The sequence below is a fragment of the Eubacterium sp. AF22-8LB genome (assembly GCF_003458715.1).
In the GTDB taxonomy this organism is placed as follows: domain Bacteria; phylum Bacillota_I; class Bacilli_A; order Erysipelotrichales; family Erysipelotrichaceae; genus Holdemanella.
Genome location: NZ_QRVI01000038.1, coordinates 1 through 14824 on the forward strand (window position 1 = coordinate 1; position 14824 = coordinate 14824).

The 14824-nt window shown below is 29.0% G+C and carries 9 protein-coding genes; all 9 read left to right on the forward strand.

The genetic code is table 11. The features are described 5' to 3' along the window. Nucleotides 1–67: 67 nt before the first annotated feature. The 9 genes from DWY01_RS10635 (at nt 68) to DWY01_RS10675 (ending at nt 14798) form a co-directional block, all read left to right on the forward strand. A complete protein-coding gene (locus DWY01_RS10635; RefSeq protein WP_243002004.1) occupies nt 68–2923 on the forward strand; it encodes a DEAD/DEAH box helicase family protein in 2856 nt (951 codons plus the stop codon). A 47-nt stretch (nt 2924–2970) separates the two neighbouring features. Further along, nucleotides 2971–3885 carry an SIR2 family protein gene (locus DWY01_RS10640; protein ID WP_117996106.1) on the forward strand — a complete coding sequence of 305 codons (915 nt, stop codon included), beginning with the start codon at nt 2971–2973 and terminating at the stop codon, nt 3883–3885. Further along, entirely contained in the window at nt 3872–5731 is a 1860-nt protein-coding gene (locus DWY01_RS10645; RefSeq protein ID WP_117996099.1) for an ATP-binding protein, read from the forward strand. Before DWY01_RS10640 ends, DWY01_RS10645 begins: the two co-directional genes overlap by 14 nt. 436 nt (nt 5732–6167) lie before the next feature. After that, nucleotides 6168–8558, forward strand: coding sequence for a hypothetical protein (locus DWY01_RS10650; RefSeq protein ID WP_117996100.1), 2391 nt, complete (start codon nt 6168–6170; stop codon nt 8556–8558). 19 nt (nt 8559–8577) lie between these two features. Then, entirely contained in the window at nt 8578–9168 is a 591-nt protein-coding gene (locus DWY01_RS10655; RefSeq protein ID WP_117996101.1) for a hypothetical protein, read from the forward strand. Nucleotides 9169–9170: 2 nt separating this feature from the next. Further along, nucleotides 9171–10208: a hypothetical protein gene (locus DWY01_RS10660; protein WP_117996102.1), complete on the forward strand. Its 1038-nt coding sequence runs from the start codon at nt 9171–9173 to the stop codon at nt 10206–10208. A gap of 14 nt (nt 10209–10222) precedes the next feature. Next, on the forward strand, nt 10223–11521 hold the full coding sequence (locus DWY01_RS10665) for an AAA family ATPase (protein WP_117996103.1): 1299 nt from the start codon (nt 10223–10225) through the stop codon (nt 11519–11521). Between the two features lie 302 nt (nt 11522–11823). Next, nucleotides 11824–13860: an ATP-binding protein gene (locus DWY01_RS10670; protein WP_243002005.1), complete on the forward strand. Its 2037-nt coding sequence runs from the start codon at nt 11824–11826 to the stop codon at nt 13858–13860. Nucleotides 13861–14180: 320 nt separating this feature from the next. Then, on the forward strand, nt 14181–14798 hold the full coding sequence (locus tag DWY01_RS10675) for a hypothetical protein (protein WP_117996105.1): 618 nt from the start codon (nt 14181–14183) through the stop codon (nt 14796–14798). The last annotated feature ends 26 nt before the right edge of the window (nt 14799–14824 follow it).

The window sequence follows — 14824 nt, forward strand, 5'->3', positions numbered from 1 at the left end:
CATTAAAATTTAAAATTTATCTATTTTATGAGTCCTTTTTCTTGACATAGTACCAAATAGAAATAAATTGGATTTTGATACAGAAGGTGTAGACTATTTTATTGGACATTCAAATAAGCTGTCTATTGATGATTTTACTATGCTTGATAATGTACAAAATATCCAGGAGCGTAATGATATTCAAATGGCAAAGGATCTACAGAAGAGAAACTTTACGATTGAAATGGAAACGGGTACTGGTAAAACGTATGTTTATACGAAAACAATTTTAGAGCTTAATAAACGTTATGGATTTACTAAGTTTATTATTGTAGTTCCCAGTATTGCGATTAAGGAAGGTGTAAACAGTTCTTTAAATGCGACTAAAGAGCATTTTATAGAAAAGTATGACAATGTTGTTTATAACTACTTTGTTTATGATTCAAATCACTTGGAACGAATTAGAGAGTTTGCGACGAGCACAAATATTGAAATCATGATTATTAATATTGATGCGTTTAGAAAGAGCTTTACAGATCCTTCTAAAGAAACAAAGGCAAACTTGATTCATAGAACGAGTGATAAATTAAATGGTAATAAGCCAATTGATTTGATTGCTGGAACAAATCCAATTGTAATTATTGATGAACCACAGTCTGTAGATGGTACTAAAAAATCTAAGGAAGCCATCGCTTCATTGAATCCTTTATGTACATTGCGTTATTCAGCTACACATAAAGAAATGTATGATTTAATGTATCGTTTAACTCCAGTTGATGCATATCAAGAGAATCTTGTTAAGCATATTGAGGTGGCTTCTATTACAAGTAATGAAGCGAGCACGAAGCCTTATGTTAGATTGGTGAGTGTATCTTTAAAAAAAGTATTTACATGTCGTTTAGAGATTTATATGAATAACAAGAAAACGGGTATAATAGATAAGAAAACAATTACAGCTAAAACAAGAGATGATTTGTGGGAATTATCTAATGAGGTAGATTACTACAAGGATAATGGCTTTATTATTGATAATATTTCATGTAATCCAGGCGATGAATATGTTGATTTCTCAAATGGTGAGAGACTTTATGTTGGAGAAATTATCGGTAATGTAGATGAGACTGCTTTAAAGCGTGCTCAGATTCGTCAAACGATTGAGATGCATTTAAATAAAGAAACATCCTATATTAAGCAAGGTATAAAAGTACTAAGTTTATTCTTTATTGACGAAGTTAGTAAGTACCGCGACTATTCTAGAGATGATGAAAAAGGGGATTATCAGCGTTGGTTTGAAGAAGAATATACAAAATTGATCAATCTTCCTAAATATAAAGTATTGCGTGAAAAATATGGCGATTATATCTCATTAGATCCTACGGAAGTGCATGATGGCTACTTTGCACAGGATGGTAAGGGAAGAGTAAAAAATTCTAGTGGAACTACAAATGATGATGAGACAACTTATCAATTGATTATGAAAGATAAAGAACGTTTATTATCTTTTGATGAACCTATTCGATTTATTTTCTCCCACTCAGCTTTAAAAGAAGGCTGGGATAACCCAAATGTATTCCAGGTTTGTACTTTAGTAGAAACTAAAGATACTATGACAAAACGTCAAAAGATTGGGCGTGGTTTACGCATTTGTGTTAATCAAAATGGAGAGCGTGTATTAGATTCTAAGTTTAATACTCTAAGTGTAATTGCGAATGAATCTTATAAGGATTTTGCGAGTACACTTCAAAAAGAACTTGAAAATGATAACTTTAAATTTGGTATTATTGAGCCAATTAGTTTTACTGGTATTGCCGTAAAACAATATGATGGTACGTTGATAGAATTGTCTCAGAAACAGTCTGAAGAAATTTATAATTACTTGGTCAAAAACGAGTATATGACTTCTAAGGGTAAAATAACAAATAAATATCATCAGGATAAGCATGATGATAAGTTTGTATTACCTGAACAATATGAATCATTTACTTCAAAAGTAATGAAGCGTATTGATAATCTTTCTAGAGAAATTGAAATTAAGGATGCTTCTACAAAGGTTCCTGTTAAATTAAATAAAGAGGTTCAACTTTCTCCTGAATTTGTGTCTTTATGGAATAAAATCAAACAAAAGACGGTTTATACAATCAATATGGATATGGATAAATTTAAAAAGGAAGCTGTTGAACAAATTCAAAACATGCCTCGTATTCGTCCAGACAAGATTGATGCTCAAATCACAAATGTAGACATTACAAAACAAGGTGTAAAAGATGTGGGTAGTCAAGTGAGAGAACTAGGTGCAGTATATGAATTTGATACAATGACATATCCGGATTTTATTCGTAGATTACAGGATTCAACTGACTTATTAAGAAAGACAATTATTGAAATTGTATCTAAGTCAGGTAGATTAAAAGAATTCTATGAAAATCCAGAAGAATGGATCAAACAAGTATCAAAAATCTTGTTGTCTGTTAAGAAAGAAAACTTAACTGAAGGAATCAAATACAAAAAAGTGGATGACTATTACGAACAAGATTTCATATTCAATGATGAAGAATTGTATGGATATAAGGATCGAAATGTATTAGATGTTTCTTCTGATAAAAATATCTATGACCATGTAATTTATGATTCAGAAATTGAACGTGAATTTGCGATAGATGCAGAAAATGATGACGATGTTCTTCTATATGCAAAATTACCAAGTCGATTTAAGATTGATACACCAATTGGAAATTATAATCCGGATTGGGCAGTTGTATTAAATACGTTTGAAGGAGAAAAATTGTATTTTGTAGCTGAAACTAAGGGTACAGAAAACATCAATGATCTTAAGGGGTCTGAAAAGAAAAAGATTCTTTGTGGTAGAAAGCATTTTGAAGTGATTGATACTGGAATTAAGTATGAAGTTGTCAAGGAATTGAAGACTTTGAAAGAAAGGAGTTGATTCTTATCAAATGTAATTTAAAAATTCTTGAAAGTTTACGGACATTAATGATTACAAAAAGACTTAATGTGTTAATAGGGTCGGGGGCTTCATATCCAGCAATCAAATTGATGAAAGATTGTGAGGGTAAAAATTCTGAAGAAAAAAATGAGGATTTGATGAAAAGCGTTAAAGAAGCTATGGAATCATTGTTGGTTGGTAAATTAGAAGGAGATAGTAAAAGTATCGCAGATACATATACTGATTTTTTTAAAGAGATATTAGCTTTAATGGATAAGGCGAATTCTAGAATTACTCCAAAATCAGTTAATGTTTTTACAACTAATTATGATTTGTTTATTGAGAATGCGATAGATAGATTACTTCAAACCAATAATTTTATATTTAATGATGGAACAAGTGGATATTTTCATAAATATTTAGATGGTTCTAATTTTAATAGGACAACATCTTATCGTGGCCTTAATGATAATTATACTGATGAGTTGACAGTGATTAATTTACTTAAACCACATGGATCTATAAACTGGGCTAAAAAAGATGAAAATATTGAAGTTTGTAATACTATCCAACAAGGTTTTGTCAAAGTTCCTCCTACTGGTGTAGAAGCTGAGGAAACATTCATGAATAATCATTTTCATGAAATGCTACGAATTTTTCAACTTGAACTAGATAAACCTCAGTCTGTCTTAATTGTTATAGGTTTTTCATTTCAAGATAAGCATATTGCAAAAATGGTAAAAAGAGCTTTAAAAATTAATGAGTTAATAGTAATGATATTTACTTATTCTGAGGATGATATAAATGTAATTAAAGATAATTTAAATTTAAAGAATATTCCATCTAATCTACATTTAATATCTCCAAATAATTTTATTGAAGACGATAAACAGTTAAAAAATTTTACATTCGCCGATTTAACTACGTTTATTAAGTCAGAGGCTAATTATGAAACAGAATAAAAGAGTAGGTGTTATTATTGAAGTTGATGGCAATTTATCTAAAGTTGGTATGTATAATGAAACAAATGATTCAGATTATATTTGGTATGGAGATATTTTAACTGGCCCTAAGGTAGGTGCTTATTTAACTATCAACCAAAATGATGTTAAAATTATTGCAACTGTTTTTTCTGAAAAAATTATCGATTTGCAAAACGATGTTAGTAATGATGAATTTGATAATACGTTTTCGAAAAACAGTATTAAACGTATAATAAGTTTAAAGGTAAAAGGTGTAATAGAAAACAATAATTTTCATGTTACTAGTAAATATGTACCGATGATTGGTAATGTAGTAACTTTAACAACAAAAGACGAATTAAATCTTATATATGGTATTTATAAAAATGAATTAACTGTTAATATCGGTAAATCAATTCTAGAAGAATATGATATCAATATACCAGTAAACCGATTTTTTGCATCACATATTGGAATATTTGGTAACACTGGTAGTGGTAAATCAAATACTTTACATAAACTATATAAAGAATTATTTCAAACAAAATATGCTGAAAATATGAAAAAACGTTCACAGTTTTTTGTGATAGATTTTAATGGTGAATACACTCAAGAAAATCAATTTGCCTTAAGTGATGAATTTAAAAAGGTTTTTACAATCAATACTGGGAAGTGTGGTGGGCAGAAACTTCCAATTTTAAAAGATTATATTTTAGATGCAGACATTTTATCTATCTTATTTGATGCTAAGCCGGGTACTCAAGTTCCTTTTTTACGAAATGCCATGAGAACATATAATGAAAAAGTTAGAAATTCTGCTTCTACATTTGGTCAAATGGAAATAGGTTTGTTGAAAAGGATTATAGTAAGTCATAAATCTGTTAATGCTAATAGCTTATATGACTGGGTAGAAGTAGCTGAAAAAATGAATGTAAATACATTTTTGTTAGATAAATTAAAAAAGTTGCATTTTTATAATGATTATGGAAATTTAAAAATTGAGGATGGCTATATTGATGGTGAACAATTATCACAATATGGCATAAAAGAATTAAAAATCAATGAGATTGAAGATGATGTTATATCTATAATTGAAGACTCTTCTGAATTTGAGAAGTTAAAATACTTTTTAGCTTTTCAAAGGATTTATGTATCTGCTTGGAAATCAACAAATCTAGAATATATCAATCCTTTGTTTAAAAGAATTGAAAATTCATTAAATTCATTAGAAAAAGTAATTGACTTAGTCGACAATATTAGTGATTCATATGCTTTTATGAATATCATCTCACTTGCAGATGCTAATCAAGAAACAACTCGACTAATTCCAATGTTATTTTCCAAAATGATTTATGATGATCATAAAGAATATGTGACATCATGTAAGACAGTTAAAAAAACTAAACATTTAATAATAGATGAAGCACATAATATTTTAAATGGACAAATCCGAAGGAATAGTGATGATTGGCAAGATTATAGGCTTGGAATATTTGAAGAGATAATAAAAGAAGGTAGAAAATTTGGCTTTTTTATAACAATTGCAAGTCAAAGACCTTCAGATATTTCACCAACTATTATGTCTCAAATACATAACTATATTATCCATAGGTTAGTAAATGATAATGATCTAAATATGCTGATAAATACAATGCCCACATTAGATAAATTCTCATTTCAAATGATACCAAGTTTAGGGCAAGGAGAAGCAGTAATTACTGGAAATGCTATTAAGGTGCCTATTTTAGTTAAAGTTAATAAAGAAAAAGTAATAAGGCCAAAGAGTGATGATATTGTACTGACTAGTTTATGGGAAGATATAGATGATTTTTCTACCTGGTTATAAGTTAATAATCACTATAAACTTGAATGTTGGTTAGGTGATTTAGCTTTTTACAATTTGAGAAACGAAATATATCTCAAAACATTTCGAAACCGTTATTCAATAATTTTTTTCAAAAGATGCCAAATAGAAGAAGTGAGTTCTATTTGGTCTTTTTTATCAGAATAATAAAAGCCAACTTTTTAAGCCTATCAAATATATGCTGAAAGCGCTATAATAGTTATATGTGTTGACTGTGCAAGAATGAAGAAATTTATTTTTATTAAGACATTAAATAATTTTGGTTATTAATAAAATAGATGTCGTTACATTTAGTAATTATTTAATTAGTCAATGAAGTCAAAAATTTTTAGAAATAAATTGCTAGAATAATCAGAATATAAATAAATATTTTATTGACTATTGAAAAATAAAAAAACATATTAAGGAGTTCTCACTAATGATATATTGTCCAATTCACAAAACTAAAGAAAATACAAATCTAGATTTAGGAGCAAATTATATTAAATTTGGAAAAGTTCGTGCATGTGAATGCCCTAAGTGTAGAAGAGCTTATATTAATGTTAGGGGCATTAAAAGCGGATTATTAGGACAAACATCAAAAGGATATGCTGTAGTTAATTTATATAAGTATTATCCTTTTCCAAGAGAGTTTTATTTAGTTACCAATTCCCAATTAAAAAAGTTATCACAAAATTGCTCGTTAGTAGAGATACAAGAGTTTGTAAATAATAATAAATTATATAGAGTGAAATCATTCTGTGATGATACGATGCAAAGGTATTACATTAATCAAGAAACTTATGAAAATTTTGTTAATACACTAAATAAACTTCAAATAAAAGTATGCGATGAAAGAAATATAGACGGATTTCCTTACGTAAATAAATATGAGTTACTTCCAAATGAGTTGTATGTTTTAAATAATAATGAATTTGATAAAATCATTAAAAACTTCGGATTTATTGATATACAAAGATTTACAGATAAAAAGCGAAATGAATACATTATTCATGCAAAATATGATCAAGTTTCAAATAAATATTACATATCTGAAACAACTTATAAAGATGTAAAGTATTTAGAATCTGAGGGAAAAATTAAAATCTATAATTTTAGAAATTTAAGAGTGGATGGAAAAAGCAAAAAAATGCATAATTTACCAGGTATATTTTGCATTATGGAAGAAAAAGACCTTCAAAAAATGATGATCAAAGAAAAATTAATTGAATGTACTGATTTCAGAGTCACAAATAATACATGTTATTATATTCCATCACGTTATGATGAAAAAACGAAAAGATTTTATATCAATACTAAAATTTATGAAAGAAATCTAGATTTGTTTAAAAAGCATAATACGATATTCATAGATTTTATTAAATTTAATGAGGAAAATATAAGTGTTGAACGCAATCTGCCTAAAACTATATACGTGTTAAATAACATTGATATGCGAAAGTTAAATACTATATTAAATGTCCAGGAAATATCTTTTTTTAAAAATTCAAAATATACATTATATGAAATTCCAACAATGTATGACCCATTAAATAATGCATATTTTTTAAATAGTAAGATAGCAAATGACTATACTCAAGTTTTTAATATTCTGAAAATTCATTTAATAAAGCATCAGACTTTGAATAATATAGTAGAAACATTTAAGAGAAGTAATTCTTTAAACAATAAAAATCTAAAGAAACAAAAAAACAATAAAAATGAAAACATTGATGTGTTTCCAATTAAAGCTTCACTAATTGATGGCAAAGTATGTTATAAATGCCATCAGGTTTTAGAACGAAAGTATCCTATATTCCATGAATCTTCACAAGATATTAAATTAAGGATGTATTTTTGTAAAAAATGCCAAAATTATTTTATTTTGAAAGATGATTTTGATAAAGATAAAGGATTTTATATTAAGTCAATAAAGGAAATTTCGTATCTCGATTATTTAAAATCTAAAAATCAACAATCTTCTACTGGATTCGACAAAGATTTATATATAAATCAGCCTATTGTTGATCTTTCGTATGGAAAAGGAATATTTGTTCAAATGAAAGGATCGCATATTCTTGTTGATTATAGTGGAAATAAACGGTCTTATCATTTTCCACAAAGTTTTAAAAATGGCAGATTACGGTTTGTAGATAAAGAATATCAAGATTCAATAATGTATGTAATAAATAAAGATGAAACAGTTCAAGAAGATAATTCATGTTATGTTTTACAAAAGAAAGTAACAGTACAAAATACATCTTATACAGATGTACGAAGAATACCTGGACTTGTTTATAAGATTCAATTGATTGGATCAAGTAACAATCATGCAACAAGGATTCATCCTGTAGAGGATGTTGTAGTAAAACTAGCTTATAAGAATCCTAAATCTAAAACGTTTGATATAGTGAGTATTCCTATGCATTATTGTAGTCGGTGTGATAAATATTTTGATATGAAACAATCATTTATACAAACGTTAAATAGATACAACTTGGACATTAATTATTTCGCGGCAAGTTTTGAAAGTGAAACAGGACAGCCCATTGTATTTAAGCAGATGGATTTAAGAGAGTTTTCTAAACTAAAATTGTTTGGTTATAGTGTAGGAGCAAATGGATTAAGTACAGGTGCAAGACATGAATTATTGAATTTTATTTTAAAGAATCATTTGATGACGGCTTCAGAAATAAAGTCACAACTACAGTTTAATATTCGATTTATAGGAAAGAAAGCTCACATGGATGATGCGGTTGGTGATTGGGAAAAAGATATAGATTACATTAATGAATATATTTCAAGTGGTAAGATTCAATGGAAATATTAATAATGAGGAGAAATAGGATATGAAACCAAAAGAGTTTGTAGAATCAACATGGCTAGACTATAGTGATGTGACTAGCGATTGTGTTTTGATGGATTTAAATGCTTATATTAAATTTCAGTTCTTGAAACATATAACTAAGGAAGTTGTGGCTGAGAAGTTATATGATCATTTTATGATGGTTGAACTAATGAATAATTGTGATTTTAATAAGTTGATCAAAAGATATTTTAAATGTTTGAATGAGATTTTAGAATCACAGATTGAAACATCGAAACAGAAGACGCGTGCACAGAAGTATTATGAAAAGGCGGTTTCTATTAGTAAATCTAAAGAAGTAAACTTTCAGGATTTGATGGATCATACACGTATTATGATGTGTTTGTATATGGCGGTTACTAAAAATCAATCGAAGTTGATCTCTGATTTTGATTTATCTAAAGAATGTTTGGATATGGATACGATTCTTACTTTTGTTCGTAGAGAAACGGTTCCAGCACTTGGAATTAATAAGCGTAAGCCTCGTTTTGATTTCCATAATCCATATAATATGGATTCTTGTATCTTATTGATTTTGACATTGCTTTTATACAAATTAAAGGATGGAGACTAGGTATGGATGAAATTGAGGTAATACAAACAATAGAGGAACTGCGTAAATTCTTGAATGATAAGAATTTTATGGAAATCGTAGTTCGTCAAAAGAATAAGCGTTTTAAGAAGTTCTATCAGGTTGCTTTAAATAACATTTTTAAAGAGGCAGAACAGCAGGTGGCTGCAAAAGAAGTTTTAAAGGCAGTTCAAAAGAATTCTAAATTATTAAATCAGAATATGAAGATGATGAAGAATTTATCTAAGATTCAAAATATAGGATTGATTTTGGATGGTGTGAATCTAGTTTCGACTTGGGCTACTTTTGCGATTCTATATGAAAAATTAAATTCTATGGAAGAAGAGATTGTTGGTGCAATTGAAAAGGTTCAACAGACTTTAAATAAAGGGACTGCACTTCATATTAAAGCAGAATACAATAAGGTGATTAGTGATTATCAGGATATGTTGGATTGTCGTAAGAAACAAAAGCCTTATAGTGAAGAACAAATGCGTAAGTTAGTGGATTCCTTATATGTTGTCTTGGATATGATGATTGATTCTTTAAAATCCGATTTGATTGATAATAAGGACAATATGATTCTTACTGTATTTATGATGCTTTCAATGTATACAGCATCATTGCGTTTCTTTGATGAACAATATTATTTTAACTATAAAGATATTTTGAGTGGTGATGAAGTCTGGCATACGTCTCATAATAAGTGGATGAGTTTATATGATACTCTAACTCAATCTTGGTTTATTGAGTTGTTGCAAGATCATGGCATTTTTGATTTAGGTTTAAATACGGATGAAATGGATACGTATTATAATGAGTTCTTAGAACAGGTCCAAGATCAAAAACAAGAAGTGATTGATAATCAGGAAATTATTTTAACTCTTCAAGATACATCTTTATTGAATGTTTTTCATGAAAAGACGAGTGAAGAAATTCAGAATGAATTGGAAAAAGAAATTTCTGAGATGTTTAATGGTATTGAGGGTGAGGATGCATCGAAATTATATGATTCGTTGCATAGTCAAATTCAATATGCATAAAGAAGGTTGTAATTATGGATATAGATGTAAAACAATCATTGGCTAAATTATTATTGGCATGTTCAAAAGAGCAGGAATTGATTGATAAAGATGGTGGTCATTTAAATGTAAAGCAGGTTATTTTAAATAATATTGCTGGGTTTATAAAAATCATATCTTTAGATCATGCAGATCTTCGTATGGATTACTTTAATAAAGTGTTTCTTGGTTCACAAGACAATTTGAATGACGTTATTTCTGTTCATTCTTGGTTTTCTGATTTTCAAACATTAAATTTAATGCCTATTGTAAAAGTTTTGTATGCAAAATTTGTGTATGAACTAGGCCGTTATTATTTGTTTAATAAGAATGATAAGAAGGATATTATAAAGGATTATTTTATTCAATACATTAAACTATTGGATATTAAACAAGAAGAGAAACCTTTAGCTGTTGATAGAGTCAAAGAAGAAATGGTTCAGGATGAAATTGAGGTGGAGTCTGAAGAATCTTTAGAAGATCTTCAAAAACAATTGGATTCCATGATTGGATTGGATGGAGTAAAACAACAGGTACATTCAATCATTAATGAATTGAAAATAGACGAACTTAAAAAGAGTAGGGGGTATAAGGTTTCGAATACTTCTAAACATCTTGTGTTTAAGGGAAATCCTGGTACTGGAAAGACAACGATTGCGCGATTATTATCTAAAATTTATAAACAATTGGGAATCTTAGAAAATGTGCATTTAGTTGAAGTGGATCGTGGTGATTTGGTGGCTGGATATGTTGGACAAACAGCGTTAAAAACGAAGGAAAAGATTGATGAAGCTATGGGTGGCATTCTCTTTATTGATGAAGCTTATACTTTGGCTAAGGGTGAGAATGATTTTGGTCAAGAAGCCATTGATACTTTATTAAAAGCGATGGAAGATCATCGTGATGAGTTTATTGTGATTGTTGCTGGATATGATGATCCAATGGAATCTTTCTTACAATCAAATCCGGGCTTAAAATCTAGATTTAATGAATATATTCATTTTGATGATTATTCTGAAGAAGAATTATTTTTAATTTTTGGATTGTTGTGTGAACAAAATGATTTTAGGATGGATTTAGAAGCACAAGATACATTAAAGTCATATTTAAATGAGTTATGTAATCATAAGCCAGATAATTTTGCGAATGGTCGAGAAATGCGTAACTTGTTTGATAAGAGTAAAAAGGCACATTCGAATCGTTTGGCTAGTTTGAATGAAATATCTGATAAGGATTTAATTACATTTAAAAAAGATGATTTATTACATGCAATAGAAGAAATGAATTTAGTATAAAAAGATAAACTAACCCCACAAGCATTGGCATCTCGATCTACATCTTACTGGCACAGCCAACCCAGCTTTATCCATCACAAGTTAGTTTTTTCATGTATGATACTACATTTTATAAAATAATTCTAGAATGAAAAAGAGATGATACTATGTTAGGAACTAGTATTGATGATAGTATTAATAACTTAAGCTAGATTTTGTGGTATCATATATGTAATGATATATCTTTTTTCAAATCAGTTTGAATAATACAATGTGGCATTGTCTGATTTGTGATGATGCCTTTATTTTGTGGAGTTGAGGTTATGCAGGATTTTAAGTTACTTACTAGACAATTGTTAGAAACATATCTAGGATCGAATATATTGAGTGATGTTGCGATTCAAGATTTTTTAGATTCCAATGCGAGTATTATTGGTACGGGAAAACAAGAATTCTTTAAAAATATTGAGCACTTTTTAAATTCTTTCAAATTTGATGTGGAGAAAAGAAAGAATATTCATTTTGAATTTAAAGATTTAGAAATAGAAGAAAATATTGTGGATGATCAATGTGTCTTTGTGTATGGATCTGTTCAAATTTATGGTCTTTATGATAAAGAAGTTACAATTATGCATTTGGATTCTCGCTTTACTATTGTTTATGGAATGAAAAATGGGCAATGGAAAGTACTTCATATTCATCATTCGATTCCAGATAAAGAACAATTGGAAGATGAAGAGTTTCCAATTATTTTAAGTAAACAGGTGCAACAGGCTCGACATGAAGTTGAGGCATTATCGGCTGGGTATTCCTATATTTGTTTGATTAATCTAGAGACAGACGATGTGGAATTGATTAAAGGAAATAATATTCCCGGCTTAAACGGGCGTTATACTCAGATGGATCATAATATATTATTAGAGCAAGTAAATCGTTTGATTACCGAACCATTTAGAGAGAGTAGTATTGAATTTTATGATAGTAAGACTATCGCAAAACGTCTTGAAGGAAAGAATTCCTTATTCCATACTTGTGAAAGGACAGATGGAACTTGGATTCTTTCGATGATTGTACCTCAAAAATACGATGAGAATGGTCATATAGTGAGTGTATTACTCGCAAATCGTGATTTTACGGAAGAAAAGAAGCGTGAGTTAGAACAAGAAGAGGCTTTACGCCAAGAAAAGATCAAGGCTGAAAAGGCGAATGAAGCTAAGTCTATATTCTTGTTTAATATGTCGCATGATATTCGTACACCGATGAATGCGATTGTGGGATATTCTCAATTGATGAAAAAGGAATTAACAAATCCTAAACTGGTTCATTATCAAGAAATGATTGAACAATCCAGCAAATTATTACTTTCTATTATCAATAACGTGTTGGATATGGCTCGTGTTGAAAGTGGTAAGATGGAGTTGGATGAAAACTTTGAGGTGGTTGGAAATGTATCTCAACTTGTTTGTAGTGTATTTGCGGCAGAAGCTTCAAGAAAGAATATTGAATTACATGAAAATGTGAATGTTGAACACAAATATGTTATTGTCGATTCTACAAAGATGCAGGAAATTCTATCCAATCTAATCAGTAATGCGATTAAATATACGCCAGAAGGTGGTAAAGTTTTGATTGATGTACAAGAACATCCTTATGATAAAGAAGGATATGTATTGATTCAAACAAAGGTTACAGATACTGGTATTGGAATGAGTGAAGAATTCTTGCCATCTTTATTTGATTTATTTACAAGAGAAAGAAATACAACTCTATCTAAAATTCCAGGTACAGGACTTGGTATGGCTATTGTCAAAAACTTTGTGGACTTAATGAATGGTAGTATAGAAGTAGAGAGTAAGCTTGGTAAGGGTAGTACTTTTACTATTACCATACCACATAAGCTTGCTGATAAAGATTATACTTATAGAAATATCGAATCTTCAAATGAATGTGATATTGATTTTAAGGGTAAAAGAATCTTATTGGCCGAAGATAATGAATTAAATGCAGAAATTACAAGTACTATTCTTAGTGAAATGGGTTTTGAAGTAAAGGTTGTAGAAGATGGAATTCTTTGTGTGAATGAAATCCAACGTCAACCATCCAACACATATGATTTGATTTTAATGGATATTCAAATGCCAAATATGGATGGCTATAAGGCAACACATTGTATTCGACATCTTTCACAATTTGAAAAGGCCAATATTCCAATTATAGCTATGTCTGCCAATGCGTTTGAGGAAGATAAGAAAAAAGCATTTGATGCAAAGATGAATGATTATATAACGAAACCAATTGACTTTCAAAAAATGGAAGTAGTATTAAAATATATATTGAGTAAACAGAATCCTCTTTGTTGAGGGTTCTAATTTATATAAAAAGTCAAAGCTGACCTTATCTACTATAATGAAAATTAGGCGTTTTAGATCAAATAAGAACAATCGCAACAAATTGAATGGAATTCACAATATTTTTACATTGGACATTTATAATAGGAATTAGCTACCGGATGTGGTAATGGTGAACCCACTGAATTAAAAGTGATATTTGCTTGAGTTCTTTGCAGGTTCTTCTGTTTTCTGTAAGAGCAGAATATGTCTATGATGAAGAATACGACTATTATTGTTGCAATAAAATTACTTATTATTTAATTGGATTCGTATAAAAAAGAGAGGTAAATATGGAAGTACGAGAATTAATTGAAAATACATGGTTAGAGTTTGATGATGTAACTCGTGACTGTGTTTTATTAGATTTGAATAATTTCATTGAATTTAAGTCTATGAAAGAACCTTCTAGGGAAGGAATCGCAGAAAAATTGTATGATCATTTTGAAAAGGTTGAATTAAAGAATAAGGTGAATTTTAATAAGTTAATCAAATGGTATTTTAAGAAAATAAATGAAATCTTAGAATACCGAATTGAAGATGCTGAACCAAAAACACATGCCCAGAAGTACTATGAAAGAGCCATTTCGATTTCTAAGTCAAAACAAGTTTTTTTTCAAGACATTGTTGACTATACTCGTATTATGATGACCTTATATATGGAGGCTATTAAAAATCAAACGGAATCTATTTCTGATTTTAACTTATCAAAGGATTGGTTAGATTTAGATCTTATTTTAACTAATATTCGCGAAGAAACAATTCCTTTAGAAGGATTAAATAGACGTATACATTGTTTTGATACTACAGATCTATATGGATATGATTCTAATATTTTATTGATTTTAACATTGCTTCTATACAAATTAAATGGTGAGTATAAATGTCAACTTAAAAATGTACAGTTTTGATCATTTAAGAATGTACAATATTGACC